This window comes from Pseudonocardia sp. Ae331_Ps2 (assembly GCF_001932405.1).
Lineage (GTDB): Bacteria > Actinomycetota > Actinomycetes > Mycobacteriales > Pseudonocardiaceae > Pseudonocardia.
The window spans coordinates 356,396-372,086 of record NZ_MCIM01000001.1 but is presented as its reverse complement, the minus strand read 5'-3'; the positions used below and the strand labels follow the sequence as shown (position 1 = coordinate 372,086).

Below are 15,691 nucleotides of genomic sequence, written 5' to 3'. Positions count from 1 at the left end.
CGTCGGTGGCCGGGATCGCCCGGCCCTGTCGTACCCGCCGCCGGCATGTGGGGCGACGTCGCCGGCCGGACTCGGCAGTCGTGGCCGTGGCTCGGTCCATCGTGCCTGTTCCGGCGCGGTCCCGAAACTCGTCGTTCACGAAGTCGGGCTCTTGCCGCGAGGATAGGTACTACTCGTACGTAACTGAACGGAGGGCGGGGTGACCTGCGCGTCACCGGGGCGCGAACCCCGGGCCGGTTGCATCGGGTCGGGCCCCCGTGATCGGATGCCCCATCCGATTTCGCGCGAAGGGTGGCGCCCGCACGCGGAACCGAAGACGATGGACTGCGTGAGCAGCGTGAAAGGGGAACGAGTGGTGACCGCGGCAGATGCCGGTGCGTCCGACATCGCGGCAAAGCTCGGCATCGAGCCGGGCATGATCGTCCAGGAACTCGGGTACGACACCGACATCGACGACCAGGTCAGAGAGGCCGTCGAGGACACGACCGGTGAGGAGCTCCTCGACGAGGACGCCCAGGAGGTCATCGACGTCGTGCTCCTGTGGTTCCGCGACGGGGACGGCGACCTGATCGACACCCTGGTCGACGCCCGAACACCCCTCTCGGACGAGGGATTCGTGTGGGTCCTGACACCCAAGACCGGCCGTGACGGCCACATCCAGCCCTCCGAGATCGCCGAGGCGGCTCCGACCGCCGGGCTGTCGCAGACGTCCAACGCGACGCTCGGGGACGACTGGGTGGGGTCGAAGCTCGTGCCGCCGAAGCAGGGGAAGGGCAAGCGCTGAGCCCAGTCGTCGAGGGCGCGGTCGCCCCGGACTTCGAGCTCCCCGACCAGAACCGGCAGCCGGTCTCGCTGGCGTCGGTGCTCGGGTCGGGGCGCTCGGCCCTGCTCGTCTTCTACCCGTTCGCGTTCTCCGGGATCTGTGGCGGGGAGCTCGAGGCCGTGCAGTCGACGCTCGGGGACTTCCAGAACTCCTCGGTCCAGGTGCTGGCGATCTCCTGCGACCCGACGTTCTCGCTGGCGGCCTGGGCCACGTCCGCGGGATTCGGGTTCCCGCTGCTGTCGGACTTCTGGCCGCACGGGGCCGTCGCGTCCTCCTACGGGGTGTTCGACACCGCGAAGGGGATGGCGTTGCGGGGGACGTTCCTGGTCAGACCGGACGGCACCGTCTCGTTCACCGAGGTGAACCGGCCGGGGGAGCCGCGGGACCAGGACGGGTGGCGGCGGGCGCTGTCGGCCGTGTGAAGATGTCCGTCCCGGGCGCGTAGCTCAGCGGGAGAGCACTCGGTTTACACCCGAGCGGTCGCAGGTTCGAACCCTGCCGCGCCCACGCATCTGACCAGCAGGTTTACTGCAATCAAGATCACCGCTCGGTCTTCGTGACACGTTTCGTGACACGAAGGGCTCGTGTCCTCGGTCGATGACATGGGCGAGGGCCGGTCGCCGGAGGCAGCGCGGGACGATCGACAGGCTGCCGAGCGGCCCGCTGCGCGTCCGCGTCTACGGCGGGCAGGAGCCGGTATCGGGGAAGCGGAACACCCTCGTCGGGGTGATCGAGCCCAGCCCGCGCCAGGAGGCCCGTGCCTAGGCCGCGCGCACCCGGCTCCTCAACGCCGTCGACGAGCAGCGCAGCCCCCGCACGAGCGCGACGCTGGACCAGCTGCTCGACCGGTACCTGGAGACCCTCGACGTTGGCGCGACCACGCACCGGGCCTACACCCGGTACCTGGAGCTGCATGTCCGTCCGTTCCTGGGGAGGACGAAGGCCGGCGCCGTCGGGGCGGAGGCGCTGGACTCGCTCTACGCCGAGCTGCGTCGCTGTCGCGACCACTGCTCGGGGTCGGCGTAGCGCGTCGATCACCGGACGCCGCGGGAGCACGAGTGCGACGGCCGGTGCCGTCCGCGCTGCTGTCGGCCGCTCGCGCCGGCGACGATCCGGCACCTCCACTTCGTGCTGAACGGTGCGTACTGGCGTGGGCGCGGTGTCAGCGTAGCTGTACTCGGGGGCGCAGATGCCGAAGCAGATCGAGTCCGGGGCAATGACGGTGGGGTGGGCACCTTCCTAGGGGCAAGGTGTTGGCCGCGGAGCAGGGGCTCGCGCCGAGCACGGTGCACCAGGCGTCCGAACTGCTGCGGGGGCGTTCTCGTCGGGGAGCCGGGGCGAGCGGCCGATCGTTGTCGCGCCGTCGACTGGGGAAGAGAATGTGGCTGCCGGGGGAGCCCTGGCCCACCTTGGCCTTGAATGAGCTTCCGTCCCGCCGTGAGCGTTCTGCTCTGTCGAGGGCGTTGAGACGCGGCGATCCGATCCCGGTCGCACAACGCGGCCTGGCCCTGCGGGTTGGTCGCGAGCAGACCCGGCTGAGCTGGCACTACCCGATACTCGTCATTGTCTGGGCGCTCAACGCCGTCAGCCGGGATGGCTGGGATCGGTACTTGCACCTCGGGCTCGTCGCCGGTTGGCTCGTTCTGTTGGGCTACATGGTGTGGTCGTCCGTCGGATGCGCGCCCGTGTCCGGGAACTGGAGAGCGAAGCATGACCACGGTGTGTCTGCCCATTCCCATCGTTTCGGCCGCGCCCTAGTTGTGATTGCGGTGGCCCTTCCCGTTCTGGTTTCCTCTGATCGGGTCGGTGCTCCTGGCGCCGCGCGGCCTATCGTCGTACCTATGGGCGCGTGGGGTACCGGCTTGTTCTCCAGTGATCTGGCGTGCGATGTACGTGATGAGTACCGGGAACTGCTCTCCGGCAAGGTGTCGGATGAGGAAGTGGAAACCCGCATCATCGCGGAGTATGCAGAGATCGAGGAGGACGACGTCCCCGAGTTCTGGATCGCGTTCGCGATGACTCAATTCAAGGTCGGGCGACTCAGCAGCGAAGTCCGCGAGCGAGCGGCGCGTTTCATGGCGAACGGATCGGACCTGGTGCGCTGGGAAGACTTCGGACCCAGGACGGTCGATCGACGCCGGGCAGTTCTGGAGAGAGTGGCCGAGCAGATTGCAGGCGAGCAGTCAGCACGGAGAACGATCCGCCGCGAATGGCGATACGAAACCGATCTCGAAGCGGGCGACGTTCTGGAGTATATGTCAGAAAGCGGCAGGGTGGCACTCTTTCGTGTCGTCGCAGTTCGTGCGGAGTACGGTAGATCTCCGCTTCTGCAGCGCCTCGACTTCGCCGGCGATATGAATCCAAGTCTGTCGGAGATCGAGGCGCTCCCGAACCGGTCGCACTCCGCACAGTCCCGCTATCGGTACGCGGCAACCTCAGTCGTCAAGTATCGGAAGCGTGACCTGGACTGGTGCGACGTCGGGTTTCGACGACTCGGAAGGGCGGCTGTACGTGCAGACGACGAGAGGTTCGTCCTCTGCTGGGAATTGCAGTGGGATCAGCTCTCGGCGGACCTCGAAGCTGTACTGACCGGCGCCGCGTCTGTCGATGAGTTCGCGAGACGCTGAGGATGTGCCCGGCCGTTACTGGCGTCTTCCGCGGCTCCGCGTCTGGCGGGTCGATACCCTCGCTGGAACCTTTTGTCGATCAGCGGATCGTCATCGCCGTGGCCCCTTGTGGGACTCCCAACGCATCGCGGGGGATCTCCCGTCATCGCATCGGTGACGGCGTCCTGATGCCTGGCTCAATCCTGCCTCCGGAGGCTCTGTGATCAATGCGATGTAGCCCGAGGGGTGCCTAGTGCCACCCTCGCGGTTCTCGTGGACTAAGGAATCGTGGAAGCCATCCGGGCGAATCGGCCGCCGGGTTGCTGGAGGGACCAGACCGGGCCGGACGACGGCGCACGGCCGCATGGCCAGGGACCTCGCCGAGCACATCAGCACCGGATCTTTGGCCCCGGATGCGCCGCTGGCGAGCGAGGCCGCGGAGATGCGGCAGTGCTGCGTCTCTCGCAACACGGCGCGGCGGGCGTGCAAGGGTGTTGTGTCCCGGCAGCTCGACCTTCGAGCGACAGCGATGCCCGGTCAGCTAGGTCATTCCTCCTCGAACTAGCCTGGCCAACGCTGTTCCGAGCTCGACCGGAACGGCGTTCCCGATTTGGCGGGCGATGGATACCTTGGCTCCACACCATTGATAGTCAAGTGGGAAGGTCTGTAGGATTGCACCTTCGGCGAGGGTGAGCGGGCGGTTTTCGCTCGGGTGGAGATAGCGTCCTTTCTCGGGCTTCACGAACTCGGTTCGGATCGTGACGGAGGGCTTACCCCAGTGCAGGCGGCCCATGACATCCAACGAGCCGGTCTTGTGCTTGCGCCAGCCCGAGGTTTGCAGTTCCCAAGGCAGGTCCGTGCGGTTTCCCCCCTCGGGGATGGCGGCGAACCGTTCAAGGGACAGCGGTTGGAAGTGGCGGGTTACATGGAGCTGAGCCGTCTTGAATGCTCCGGGGACGGAGCGGCCGTCGAAGTCGAAGATCTCGTCGGGCAGGTCGATGTGGCCCGGATCGACCGAAGCCGGGAGGCCGGCCAATGCCTGCCTGACGGTGGCGAAGCTCTCGGGTTGCGCCGCGAACCTGCCCCTGGGCTCGGGCAGGGGGTCACGGCTCGTGTGTCTGCCCAGTACGACGGCTCGCTTACGCAGCTGAGGAACGCCGAACTCGGCTGCGTTGAGGATGTAGGGCTGCAACTCGTAGTTCCGGAGCGGACCGTCGGGGCCGGTTGCGAGCTGCAGGAGGGCCCACTGCGGGGACTTGAAGAAGGCTGCGACGTTCTCGATGACGAAGTAGGAGGGCTGCACGGTCTCGACGACCCGGACATACTCGCGCCACAGGCGGTTCCGGTAGTCCAGTGGGTCCCGCCGACCGAGGTTCGAGAAGCCCTGGCATGGAGGCCCGCCGACGACGATGTCTGCCGCTGGGATCGACGACGTGGGCCAGTCCTCGATCCGTCCGTGGAAAAGGTGCTCGCGGCCGTAGTTCGCGGCGTAAGTCGCAGCTGCGGCTCGGTCTAGCTCGACCGACGCCACGACCTCAAAGGTGAAGGTGGTGTCGAGATCGCGGTTCGCATCGAGGAAACCCCTGGTCAGGCCACCACAACCCGCAAAGAGGTCGACGAGACGCAAGGCTGTCACGAGTGTAACCTAGCCGGCCGCACCGACAACCCTCCGCATGCCCGTCGGAGTGTCCTCGAACGGACTTGTGGTAGCACTCGGGACATCGTCAGAACCAGGGAGGACAGGGTGTCGAACGATCGTCCCGTGGCTTCCAGCGCCGCGGTCGCCGCGCGCATGAGAAGGGCCCGGCGCCGTGACACCGCGCCCGAGATGTTGGTCCGTAGGGAGGCACATCGGCGGGGTCTTCGCTACCGGGTCGACAAGGCGATCCCGGGGATGCCGCGTCGTCGTGCCGACATGATCTTCGCGGGTGCGATGGTGGCGGTGTTCGTCGACGGCTGCTTCTGGCACTCTTGTCCGGACCACACCAGCATCCCGCGCGCGAACCGGGAATGGTGGATCGCGAAGTTGGAGAAGAACCAGCAGCGCGACCGGACGACCGACACACATCTCCGCGAGCTCGGTTGGACGGTCCTGCGGTTCTGGGAGCACGACGATCCGGTGGCAGCGGTGGACGTCGTCGAGATGGCCGTTCGGGGTCACTGAGCGTGCAGGTCCGCCTCACGGATCGCGGCGACGGAGCCGGCCGCCTCACGTCGGATCTGCTCGCAGAGGTCGGCGTAGCCGAGGGCGTCGAACTCGATGACCGGAGCCGTCCGTAGGAGACGCTTGAGGACGTCGCGCAGCACTCGCCGGTCGGCGAAGCCGCCCTTGTCGACGCTCGGCCAGACGTCCGAGAGAGCACGGATGAGGGCTCGGCTCCCACCGAGCCCGGCCCGTCGAGCGAAGATCTGGTCGAAGTCGGCTTCGCCGAATGTTCCGATGAGGCGGTAGGGGTCGGTCTCGCTCGGCACAGCCGTGAGGTGGGCGCGCCACCACAGCCGACCCCAGACGTGTCGGGTGATGTCTGTGGCGAGGAAGCGGTCGCCGGTGGGCTCGCGGTAACGCCAGAACGACACGTCGGGCAGCACGACGAGAGCCAGGAATGCCCAGATCGGTCGGACGGACGCCTCGGCGGCGACCAGCCCCATCCGCGCGTGGAGCAGGCGGGCGATGTCGAGGTCGAAGTTGCTGTGGGAGCGGCGACGTCCGCCGCCGGGGAAACCGGCGTCCACGGCGACCTCGAGGACCCGGCCACGCAGGTTCTCGAGCTGCTCGCGGCGGACGCGGTGTCCGCCCGTCGCGGCGAACACGGCCGACGGGTGGGCGAAGGTGTGCTCGGTGGTCAGCTCCTCCACTGTGAGCTGCTGGTAGCGGTCGAAGAGTTCGGTGGCGGTGGAGTCGAGCAGTCGCGGATACAGGATGCTCATGTGCTCGCCAGCAGACCCGTGGCGTTCTGAATCCGGGTCGTGAACAGGATGGGTTCGTGCTTGCGTTCGCGGCGCAGTGCGTCGAGGTCCCGCTCGGGAAAGGTCGCAACCAGCACGGACGTGAGCAGCGCGCCTACGGTGCCGGCGGCGTAATCGTTCGCGGGGTCGAACTCGTCGTCGACGACGGCGCGTTCCACGAGGGACCGGACGACCTCGCTCTGCACGGTCGAGAGCACCAGCCGGTCCGCTTCCGTCGGATCCGCGGCGTTCTCCAGCGCGGAGGTCACGACGGGTCGTCGCTTGTTGGCGAGGAGCAGGATCGACCCGAGGGCCTGCGAGTCGAGATCCTCGCTGAGTTCGAGGTGCCACGCTGCACCGGACGGGTACCTCACCTGCTCGAAGTCGACGACGGCCAATGGGAACAGGACCGCGTCCCCCTGGAGCATCACCGAGTGCACCTCCCGCCAGAGGACACTGCCGGGACGGCTCGGTGCGGTCGCGGACGATCCCGCCTCGGCGGCTTGCAGGATCAGGCTCGTCTCGAGGTCGAGCCTCCCACCGAGCTCGTCGCCGGGCAGCTCGAAGTCGATCTCCAGCTCTGCCCCGTCGACAGCGGGCACAGGACCCTGCCAGGCCTGCCCGCGCAGCGACGAGTTCGCGGCCGCCCACACGACGGTGAGGGTGACCGCGGAACCGGCCGAGAGCCCGCAGGCTTCGCGGGCACGCAGCCCGTCCACGCGCATGGGTCGCTTCAGGTGGAGCACCGTCCCGTAGTCCCAGTCGGGTAGATCGAGCGGTAGCTCGTCGACCGAGTCGCCGGTGAGACGCAGCCACGGGCCGATGGTGACGACGTCGCCGGGTGGGCGTCGGTAGGGGTACGCGCGGCTCACGAGGAGGCGACCCCCTCGGCGCGGGTGCCGGTGACGACGAGGTCGGTGATGGTGTCCGGCACCGGCAGCACGACGAGCTCGACCTCCGACGGGCTCGCGACAACACAGGTCTCAGTCCTGCGCAGCCCCGCTTCTGTCGACCAGAACAGAACCTCGGGACGTGCCGCGCCCACGGGAGCGTCGTCCTCGCGTCCGCGTTCGCCGAGACCGACGGAGAGTCGGACCTGGAGGAGGACCGGGCCTGGCCCGGTCACCGAGAACCGCTGGGCGAGGACGACCTTTCCCTCTCGCTCGTCGACGGCCGGTTCGGTCAGCTCGGTGACCCGTACCCTGTCCCGGGGCGTCGGCGACGGACGCCCGCCGCCTCCGCTGCCGGCCCCGCGTCCGTCGCCACCCCCGGGCGAGTGGGCGTCGGGGCGGGCGAAGGCCGCGGCGACGATGCCCCCGAGAAAGTTGCTCGCGGCGCCGAGCGCTACCCCGGTCTCGGTGCGAACTGGGGCAGCTGCGGAGCCCTTGAACCGGGCGAGTTGCTCCTTGATCCGCCTGAACGTGACGTTCACGAACGTCTTGTCCTGACCGGCCAGTTGCTGGCTCACCCAGTCGTCGTGCGTCGGGGGCTCGCTGGCGGCGAACACATCGTCCAGATCGTCGGCCGCGCGGAAGACTCCCGCGTAAGCGCGGTTCACCGAACCCGTCTCCGTCTGCTCGAGGTACCGGACGACGAGCTCAGGGGAGCGCATCAGACAGATGTGGTGCGGGTCGCCCGGAACCCCCGCATATGCGGCCGCGAGGCCAGCGGAGTCAGCGGCCATGGGCAGGACGAAATCTTCCTTCACCGCGAAGGTACCGAGTTTCCGCTTCGGGCTCTTGCACTCCAGCACCTCGCCCTTTCCGTCCCGTTGCGCGCGGTAGGCCTCGACGAACATGTCCAACGGGTAGGTCTCCGCGGGGTCGGGAACCGGGAACGTCGTACCACTCGCCCGGACCTCGGCGACGAGCCGGTTGTCCCCGCGTTCGGGCAGCATGATCGGCCACAGCTGCCATGCGAGGGTGTTCGCGAGGTGCCGGGCCCCGTCGCCGACGTCCTCGAAGTCGTCGAGGTTCGGATCGAGGACGACGAGGGTGGTGCCGGTCTCGTTGTCGGCGAAGTGGAATAGGCCCAGGCTGCGGGCGACGGTGTCGGCCTCGGCACCGCGGAGCGGCTCGACGTGACCCTCCTGGACATCTCCCCACCAGTGCCGCCCGGTGAACGGGCGGGTGTCGTCGGTGGGGGTCTCGCGGCCGTCGAACGACTCCCGCATTGCGATGCCGATCAACCGGGACTCCAACCCGACGCCGGGGACGTCGGTCCGCGTGTAGACGAGGATCGTGCCTACTTTGGACATCCTGTATAGGACGGCCTTCCCGTAGCCGTAGGTGCCGCCGCCCTGGTGGGTGTCGCGCTTCTCGCCGACGTTGAGCACGAACGAGACCCAGTCGCGACGGTCGGCGGCGACTTCGTCGGCCCTGGTCGGCCCACCGAGGCCCTTCGTACCGCGGTCCACGACGGACAGCAGTCGTACGTTCGGAGTCCGGACGAGCCTGCCGATCCCGAGATTGGGTTCCCGGTTCGCAGGCGGGGTGAGCAGCCGTTCCCAGTTCGGCCGATGCGTCGGGGCCACCGTGGTGAGCTCCAGTCGGAACGACGTGGGTCTGTCACCGAGCCGCGCGTCCCACGAGTTCTGCGCCGTCTCCCGCACGAACACCGTCAGCGGGTCGACGGGCGGGCGACCGAGCTGGTTGCGAATGCCCTCGGATGCGATCGCGCCCGTCGGTGGAAACGGCTGGGACCACCAGCGTGGCGTGATCACGTCTGCTCCAGGAGAGTCTCGACGGGATCGGTGTCGGTGCGCGCTGCGACGGCCGGTGCGCTGTCGAGGTCCACGTCGTAGTCGACATGGTCGAGGCCCGCCAACTCCGCGTCTCCGGTCAGGCCTGCAGCGACGATGCGTGGGAAGCCCGGTCCGACCTCGAAGGTCCGCTGCTCGACGACCTCGAACACCCGACGCGAGTACACCTCGCGCTCCGACCGGGTGTAGCCGGCCTGCAGCAGGGCGCCGAGGAAGGTGGCCTCGTCGTCGGTGATGTCGAGGATCTCGTCGACTAGTTCGGGCACGGACCGTCCGCGGTCGGTACGCAGCCGGAACCAGGTCAGCAGGAGCCGGCCGTCACCTCCGTCGAGCTGGCCGAGGCCGTGGACCCGGGCGGTCCGGGACTCCGGTGAGGTCGTGCTCTTCACCTCCAGGGCGGTCGTGCCGCGGTGGAAGTCCTGCCTGCTCTTCAGCGGGCCGGTCCAGAAGGCGACCGCCCCCGGGTCGCGGTCGACCATCGCCCGTACGACGGTGAGCTCGCCGAACAGGCCGGCCAGCTCCTCGGGGCCGAGCGTGTGTCTGGAGCCGGAGAGCAACGCCCGCCAGTCGGCGAGGGTTCGCCGCAGTGCGGCGACGGCCCTCTCCGGGGCAGCGGCGATCCGCTCGACCACCTCGGCGCAGAGCGCGGTGAACAGGTCACGAAGTCTGTCGTCGACCAGCGCCAGCGAGGCATAGACCCGGTAGCTGGTCTCATCCTCCAGCACCTGCCGGCGCAGTGTGACCGCGCGCCCGTCGACGTCCTCCTGCAGCGTGTGCTTCCCGTCGATGGGGACGAGCAGGTGTCGGGCCCCGGTGTTCCGGACGCCGACCAGGACCGGGCCGAACTTCGTGTCGGTATCGGTGGATGCGGTCCGGAACAGGCTGACCACGGGCCTCGCCGCGGCCGCAGACCAGAGATCCTCGAGCCGGCTGCCGTTGACGGTCACTCGTCGTCCTGGTCGAGGATCGAGAGGTCCTCCTCCTCGACGAGGACCTTCGACAGGTCCGCGCTCATGTACTCGACGTCGGAGTCCTTGTCCTCGGGGCGCGGGAACACCAGCGCCACGCCCATCACGACGTCGTCGGTCGGTGCGGCGAGCGGAACGCGACCCTTCTTGGCGGTGGGCTCGGACCACGGATCGATCGGGTACATCAGCAGGAGACCCTCGTTCGGTCGCTGCTCCCGTCGCCTCGCATCGAGCTCGGAACGCTTGGGCTGGCTGCTCGCGATGTCGAGGTCGATCGCCTCGTCGCGGCTACCGGACAGGGTCTTGATGTCCGCGACGCCGTCGAAGTCACTGTCCTCGTCGTAGGACAGCCGTGCCCGTCGGACCATCCGGACCTCGACCCCGGAACCCAGGTCGCACCGCTTCGTGTCCGCCCTGGGCTGCGAGTTGCCGATGACGCCGACGCTCCAGCGGCCGAGAGAGCCTGCGCGGACCCGCTTGCGGATGTACTCGGCGATGCGCCCGGAGTCGCCGTCCGACGAGCGCTCGTGGAACGAGTACGACGTGAGGAACTCCAGCACGTGCTCGTGCGGGACATCGGTGAACAGTGCCGTCTCGTTCCGGGCAGTCCTCGCCGACCCGTCGCGCGCGGCGCGGCACACCAGGGTCCGGGCCGCGGCGGCGTTCGCCTCCAACCAGGAGAGGCCGTTATCGGAGACGTCGAAGAAGCGCGACTCCACCAGCTGTCCGCCGTAGGCCGCGACGGCGCGGACGGCGCTGGTCATCTTGGCTTTGGCGGTGATGCTCATCTTCGGGTGCGTCCTCAGGCGCACGGCGAAGTTCCGCGGCGTCACGCCCGGGTTCATGTACCGGTTGATGTCCAGCCGCATCTCGGCTTCGACCGTGGCCAGGTGGCTGAACCAGTCCATGAGCTCGTCCGTCATCCAGATGCGGGGCAGATCCGCGTAATGATTGCGGTAGCCGAACCAGCGGCCCATCTGCAGCAGGGTGTCGTAGGCGGACACGGCGCGGACGAACAGGCTGGAGACGAGGCCTTCGAGTGTGAGGCCGCGGCTCAGCGTGTTGCCGCCGACGGCGATGGCGGTGACGGGGCCCGACTCGTAGTCGAGCCGGTCGGTGCTGCGGTAGTTGTCGATCACGACCGTCGTGGCTTCGACGACATCGGGCAGCTCGACAAGGAGGTCCTCGAACGGGACGGTGGTCTCGCCGAAGTCGGCTGCGGGCACCCGCGCCGTCTCTTTGGCCCACGTCGTCCGCAGCCGGTCGAGTAGCCCGGGGTCCTTTGTGGTCAGGCCGGTGAGCATCCGATTCTTCAGCTCCAGCAGCGGATCCTTGAACCGCTCGTGCACGGCGGTCTCGGTAGTGGTGTGGATCAGCATCGTCGAGTGCTCGTTGCCGCCGCCTCGCAACTTGCGGGCGGCAGTGAGGTGTTCTCAGTAGCGGGTTGATCATGTCGTGCGGTCGTACTCGGTGTGGAGTAGTACGAGCGCAGCTGCGGTGATCGCGCCGGTGCGCCAGGGACATAGCGTGACTCGCCGCAACGCGGCGAAGGTGGTCTTGAGCAGGGCGTTTCCGCGTTCGGCCAGAGCACGAAGGGCTGAGTGCAGGGTGTTGACGGTGCGCTGGTTGACCGTCTGCCCGCGGCCGGGGGCGAGTTTGATGGGCACGGTGAGCCGGTCGGCTTCGCCTTCGTAGCCGAGGTCGCCCAGCGCGGCGTGGGTGTCGTCGGTGAACGCGGCCAGGCCCTCGAGCAGCCCGGGGTGGGTACGGGCGCAGCGGGTGTCGTGCTCGCGGCCCGGCCGCACGTCGCTGGTCCATAGCGGCCATCCATCAGGTGCGGTGAGGACCTGGATGTTCCCGCCGTGGCGGCGGTGCTTGCCCGACCACCACAGGTCGACCCCGGGGGTGAGGCCGAGCGCGCGGCACCGGTCGGTGGCGATCAGGGTGCCGTCGAGATTCACGTGGGTGTGCCCGGCTGTGCGGGCGGCGAGCAGGGCTCCGTGCAGGCCGGGTGCGGCCGCGGCGAGGACGTCGATGCCTTCGTGCAGGTAACGGTAGGCCGTTGCAGTGCTGATCGCGTTGTCACCGGCCAAACATCGGACCCGGGTAGCATCACAGAACCAGCGGATCACCAGCACTGCCTGGGCGAACGGGGTCAACGCCCGCCGCCGGGTGCCACGTCGACGGCGTTGAAGGACCAGGAGCCGCGCCAGATAGGCCACGGTGCGCTCCCCGATCGGGAGGACAGCGGTGTAGGTGACAGGATCAGACATGCAGGACCTCGGTGACGGTGTCGATCTGTGCTGGACCGAACCGATCTACCGGGGTCCTGCCCCGTTCCCGCTCATCTCACCACCCTCGGCGTGTCGCCACGACCTGCCACCCCGCTACTGAGAACACCTCAGTGGCCAGCCAGAACCACTCCACGGAGCGTCGTAGCGAGTGAGTCACGCCCGGGTAGAAGTCCGCGACGTCCTTCTTCGCCCGGGGCTTGAGGTCGTCGACCTCGTCGTCGGGGACGGTCCGGACCATGTCGAAGCCGCCGGGTAGGTCGGCCGGGTCCTCGCCGGGCAGTAGCTCACGCCCGAAGAGGATCTCGGTGCCCTGGTAGCCGATGGGCTGCGGCAGGTTGACGATGAAGTCGCGAGGGTAGAAGTCGGTCGTGTCCGCCGGGTTGATCAGCAGGTTTGCGAACGGGGTGGCCGTGTAACCGATGTCGCCGACCTTCGGGAACTTACTCATGACCTGGTGAAGTAGCGGGTTGATCTTCGCCGTGGCGACGGTGGACTGGTCGGCTTCGTCGTCGATGATCAGGGTCGGGGTCCTAGCGAGGTAGTCGCCGCCCTTGTCCAGCCAGTCGCGGAGCTTGCGGAGGACCGCGGCGTTCTTCTTGACCACCAGCAGCATGTGATGGCCCTTGGTTGCGAAGAAGACCTGCGGGTTGCCGCCCGGCGGGGTGAAGTCCTTCAACTCGGTGGTGACCTCGTGCCAGAGGTCTGGGTTGGCGTGCACGAGGTCGCCGGCGAGCCGGATCTGGGTCTGTCGACGCAGCGTGTTGTGGATGCCGGACAGCACGATGAAGAGTCGGTAGCCGCGATCCGCTGCCTTGGCCATGACTGCGGTGAAGTTCGTTGTCTTGCCGGACTGCACGAACCCCACGACGAGGCCACGGGTGCTGAACTTGTCCTGCTTGGGGTGGTCGAGCAAGGAGAGGATCTTGGTCGACGCTTCGTCGACCGACGCGATGTTGTCGGCACCGAAGTTCTTGGCCTGCAGCGACTTGACGACGGCAGGCCAGTTGCGGTCGGAGTCCTTCGGGCCCGTGTACCAGGTGGTTCGTCCATCCCGCCAGACCGACGGCGGCTGGTCGAGATTGCGAATTCTGACGGTCTCGCCTTCGTGCTTCTCCCGCACGGCCTTGATCAGAGGGGCCGGGACCATCATGGTCTCGAGCTCCTTGACGGCGTCCGCCGGTGAGCTCGTCTCGCAGTGCTTCAAGAAGACCTGGTAGGCCCGCTCGATCTGCTTCTCCGACAGTCCGTCAGCCACCCGGTTACCCCCACGTGTCCCCTTCGGATGTTCGAGAGAGTAATCAGCCAAGAGCAGCGGAGTGTTACTGGACCACTCGTGCGGGTGACCACGGCGAATTCAGGCGGTCGAAGCATCTAGCTCAACGAGTTCGGCGAATATCTCGGAGGGCTTCTTCCAGTTGTGGATCTTACGGGGTCGGTCGTTGATATCGCAAGCCACCATCGCCAGATACTTCGGGTCCGAGGTGATTTCCGTGCCTTTCGGGAAGTACTCGCGCACGATGCGGTTGAGGTTCTCGTTGCTGCCGCGTTCCCACGGCGAGTGCGGGTGGGCGAAGTACACCGGCATCGACCCCTTGGTGACGGCGGCGTGGCCGGCCATCTCCGCCCCGCAGTCCCAGGTCAGCGAGGCCCGCATGTGGGCGGGCAGGCCACTGGTGGCGGCGATGACCCCACGGCCGACGGTCAGCGAGTCGCGCCCGTGCAGCGGAACGAGCACGAGGAACCGGGAGGTGCGCTCGACCAGGGTCCCGACGGCGGTCTTGCCGTCCTTGCCGATGATCAGGTCACCCTCCCAGTGCCCGGGCACCACACGCCCCTCGGCGTTGACGGGGCGCTCGTCGATGTAGACGGGGTCCTTGATCCGCGGAGCCGGTGGTGGCTTCCGTCCGCCACGTCGAGTGGTGCGCCCGGAGCGCAGTGCGAGCAGCTCGCGGGCCAGGGTGGACACCGGGGTGGCATAGATCCACTGGTAGATCGCCTCGTGAGACACCCGGCAAGCCTGATCGTCGGGATACTCGGTCGGCAACCGGCCCGCGATCGAGGCCGGTGACCAGCCACGACGCAGCAGAGCGTGCACGATCCCGCGCAACCGCGGATAGCGGTCCACCGCGAGCTGCTTCGGGCGCGCCCGCGCCGCCTGGGCCCGTTCCTGCGCTGCCGCGGCCCGGTACTCGTGGCGTCCGCCGTGGCGACGGACCTCACGAGAGATCACCGACGGATCACGACCCACCACCGAGGCGATCTGCTTGTAGGACAAGCCTTCCGCCAGACCCCTCGAGATCTCCTCCCGATCCGACAACATCAACATTTCACGCACGGAACATCCTGTCCCGCCCAACTCGCCAAGATCAAGTGCTACGACCGGCAGAACTCACCCACCTGTTGCTCCTGCCTACGATGGTGGGCTCTCTGGTGGCGGTGATCCTGCGGGTCACGGTCCCTCGAGTTCCGTTCACGCTGAGAGTGGCATCTAGGTGTACTGACCAGAGACGTCGGTCGAGGTCATGTGACGACACGACCTTACTGATCTTGAATGGCGAGGACCTCCTGCGGAGGGTGTGGAGCTGTCAAAGGCGCCCATGCTTACAACCACAGAAGGTCCTTGGTGGGCCACGGCAACGCCCCGCTGGCCGAGTCAGACTGTGACCTGCCGAACCGTGCCGTGAGCGTGGCCCAGTTCAGCAGGCAGGGTGCGGACCATCTGTACCTGCCCCGGGCCGTCTCCTCCTCGGCGTATGGCCGTGTGGTCGGCTCCCAGGGGATCGATCTGAGGGCAGGACCTCATCTTCGTTTCCGAGAAAGAGTCTCTACGGCACCCAGGGCGGTTCAGGCCCCGGGGTCCTGAGCGACCAAGTCGCCCAGGACCCGGGCCAGCGTCGCTCGCGCCGGTTCGTCGAGCGCCGCGAACAGGCTGTCCAGCACTCCGGCGGCGATGCGGTGCCCCTCGGCCAGGGCGGCCCGCCCGGTCTCGGTGAGGGTGTGCTCGAGGCGTCGACCCCGCCCCGCCGTGCGCTCGATCAACCCGCGACCGAGCATCCGATTCGCGAGCGTGCCGAACGCCTGATCGCTCTGGAAGGTCGCCGTCGCGAGCGTGTGCCCGGATGCTCCCGGCATCCGGTCGATCGCGCGAAGGGCATCCCACTGCACGAGTGTCACGCCGGCCTCCTGCAGGGCGGCATCCAACGCCCGGTGGTTGCGGTACTGCGCCCGCTTGATCATCTGGCCGAGCAGTTCGAGATCCGTTGCCACGGTGCTACTGTATCAACATACTTAGA

Annotated in this window: 14 protein-coding genes, 1 tRNA gene and 1 pseudogene; 6 read left to right on the top strand and 10 right to left on the bottom strand. The window is 67.8% G+C overall.

Annotated elements, in window-relative coordinates; translation table 11 throughout:
• Positions 1-352 precede the first annotated feature (352 nt).
• The 5 genes from Ae331Ps2_RS01840 to Ae331Ps2_RS01825 all read left to right on the top strand — a co-directional run bounded on the left by Ae331Ps2_RS01840 (position 353) and on the right by Ae331Ps2_RS01825 (position 3,450).
• Complete coding sequence (locus Ae331Ps2_RS01840; RefSeq protein ID WP_020624178.1) at positions 353-784, top strand: DUF3052 domain-containing protein; 432 nt, start codon at positions 353-355, stop codon at positions 782-784.
• Positions 781-1,245 (top strand): peroxiredoxin, encoded by a 465-nt coding sequence (locus tag Ae331Ps2_RS01835; RefSeq protein WP_075311159.1) that lies wholly within the window; start codon positions 781-783, stop codon positions 1,243-1,245. Before Ae331Ps2_RS01840 ends, Ae331Ps2_RS01835 begins: the two co-directional genes overlap by 4 nt.
• A gap of 13 nt (positions 1,246-1,258) precedes the next feature.
• A tRNA-Val gene (locus Ae331Ps2_RS01830) sits at positions 1,259-1,330 on the top strand.
• Between the two features lie 90 nt (positions 1,331-1,420).
• Positions 1,421-1,588, top strand: a complete 168-nt coding sequence (locus Ae331Ps2_RS31780; protein ID WP_158071511.1) for a hypothetical protein — start codon at positions 1,421-1,423, stop codon at positions 1,586-1,588.
• Positions 1,589-2,664: 1,076 nt separating this feature from the next.
• Positions 2,665-3,450: a hypothetical protein gene (locus tag Ae331Ps2_RS01825; RefSeq protein WP_075311161.1), complete on the top strand. Its 786-nt coding sequence runs from the start codon at positions 2,665-2,667 to the stop codon at positions 3,448-3,450.
• Between the two features lie 520 nt (positions 3,451-3,970).
• On the opposite strand, the gene Ae331Ps2_RS01820 is transcribed toward Ae331Ps2_RS01825, so the two are convergent.
• Positions 3,971-5,065 carry a DNA cytosine methyltransferase gene (locus Ae331Ps2_RS01820; protein WP_075311163.1) on the bottom strand — a complete coding sequence of 365 codons (1,095 nt, stop codon included), beginning with the start codon at positions 5,063-5,065 and terminating at the stop codon, positions 3,971-3,973.
• Positions 5,066-5,221: 156 nt separating this feature from the next.
• Between Ae331Ps2_RS01820 and Ae331Ps2_RS01815 the strand changes: the two genes are divergently transcribed.
• Entirely contained in the window at positions 5,222-5,593 is a 372-nt protein-coding gene (locus Ae331Ps2_RS01815) for a very short patch repair endonuclease (RefSeq protein WP_075329814.1), read from the top strand.
• Here Ae331Ps2_RS01815 and Ae331Ps2_RS01810 read toward each other — a convergent pair.
• The 9 genes and pseudogenes from Ae331Ps2_RS01810 to Ae331Ps2_RS01770 all read right to left on the bottom strand — a co-directional run bounded on the left by Ae331Ps2_RS01810 (position 5,587) and on the right by Ae331Ps2_RS01770 (position 15,665).
• Entirely contained in the window at positions 5,587-6,357 is a 771-nt protein-coding gene (locus Ae331Ps2_RS01810; protein ID WP_075311165.1) for a DUF6339 family protein, read from the bottom strand. The genes Ae331Ps2_RS01815 and Ae331Ps2_RS01810 overlap by 7 nt on opposite strands.
• Positions 6,354-7,247, bottom strand: coding sequence for a hypothetical protein (locus Ae331Ps2_RS01805; RefSeq protein ID WP_083695140.1), 894 nt, complete (start codon positions 7,245-7,247; stop codon positions 6,354-6,356). Before Ae331Ps2_RS01805 ends, Ae331Ps2_RS01810 begins: the two co-directional genes overlap by 4 nt.
• A complete protein-coding gene (locus Ae331Ps2_RS01800) occupies positions 7,244-9,097 on the bottom strand; it encodes a hypothetical protein (RefSeq protein ID WP_075311167.1) in 1,854 nt (617 codons plus the stop codon). Before Ae331Ps2_RS01800 ends, Ae331Ps2_RS01805 begins: the two co-directional genes overlap by 4 nt.
• Positions 9,094-10,083, bottom strand: coding sequence for a PD-(D/E)XK motif protein (locus Ae331Ps2_RS01795; RefSeq protein WP_075311169.1), 990 nt, complete (start codon positions 10,081-10,083; stop codon positions 9,094-9,096). The genes Ae331Ps2_RS01800 and Ae331Ps2_RS01795 overlap by 4 nt, the downstream gene beginning before the upstream one ends.
• Positions 10,080-11,516: pseudogene (locus tag Ae331Ps2_RS01790) on the bottom strand (Z1 domain-containing protein); the annotation flags it as partial. The gene Ae331Ps2_RS01795 and the pseudogene Ae331Ps2_RS01790, both read right to left, overlap by 4 nt.
• A 36-nt stretch (positions 11,517-11,552) precedes the next feature.
• Positions 11,553-12,377, bottom strand: a complete 825-nt coding sequence (locus Ae331Ps2_RS01785; protein ID WP_075313133.1) for a transposase family protein — start codon at positions 12,375-12,377, stop codon at positions 11,553-11,555.
• Positions 12,378-12,453: 76 nt separating this feature from the next.
• Positions 12,454-13,653: a hypothetical protein gene (locus tag Ae331Ps2_RS01780; RefSeq protein ID WP_075311173.1), complete on the bottom strand. Its 1,200-nt coding sequence runs from the start codon at positions 13,651-13,653 to the stop codon at positions 12,454-12,456.
• Positions 13,654-13,752: 99 nt separating this feature from the next.
• The gene (locus Ae331Ps2_RS01775; protein WP_075308805.1) at positions 13,753-14,724 is read right to left on the bottom strand and encodes an IS30 family transposase; all 972 of its coding nucleotides are present in this window, start codon (positions 14,722-14,724) and stop codon (positions 13,753-13,755) included.
• A gap of 518 nt (positions 14,725-15,242) precedes the next feature.
• The gene (locus Ae331Ps2_RS01770; RefSeq protein ID WP_075311175.1) at positions 15,243-15,665 is read right to left on the bottom strand and encodes a MarR family winged helix-turn-helix transcriptional regulator; all 423 of its coding nucleotides are present in this window, start codon (positions 15,663-15,665) and stop codon (positions 15,243-15,245) included.
• Positions 15,666-15,691: the final 26 nt, after the last annotated feature.

Coding starts and splice junctions, on each gene's coding strand:
- Ae331Ps2_RS31780 (WP_158071511.1), top strand. CDS start 1,421: ATGACATGGGCGAGGGCCGGTCGCCGGAGGCAGCGCGGGACGATCGAC.
- Ae331Ps2_RS01825 (WP_075311161.1), top strand. CDS start 2,665: ATGGGCGCGTGGGGTACCGGCTTGTTCTCCAGTGATCTGGCGTGCGAT.
- Ae331Ps2_RS01815 (WP_075329814.1), top strand. CDS start 5,222: ATGAGAAGGGCCCGGCGCCGTGACACCGCGCCCGAGATGTTGGTCCGT.
- Ae331Ps2_RS01810 (WP_075311165.1), bottom strand. CDS start 6,357: ATGAGCATCCTGTATCCGCGACTGCTCGACTCCACCGCCACCGAACTC.
- Ae331Ps2_RS01785 (WP_075313133.1), bottom strand. CDS start 12,377: ATGTCTGATCCTGTCACCTACACCGCTGTCCTCCCGATCGGGGAGCGC.
- Ae331Ps2_RS01775 (WP_075308805.1), bottom strand. CDS start 14,724: ATGTTGATGTTGTCGGATCGGGAGGAGATCTCGAGGGGTCTGGCGGAA.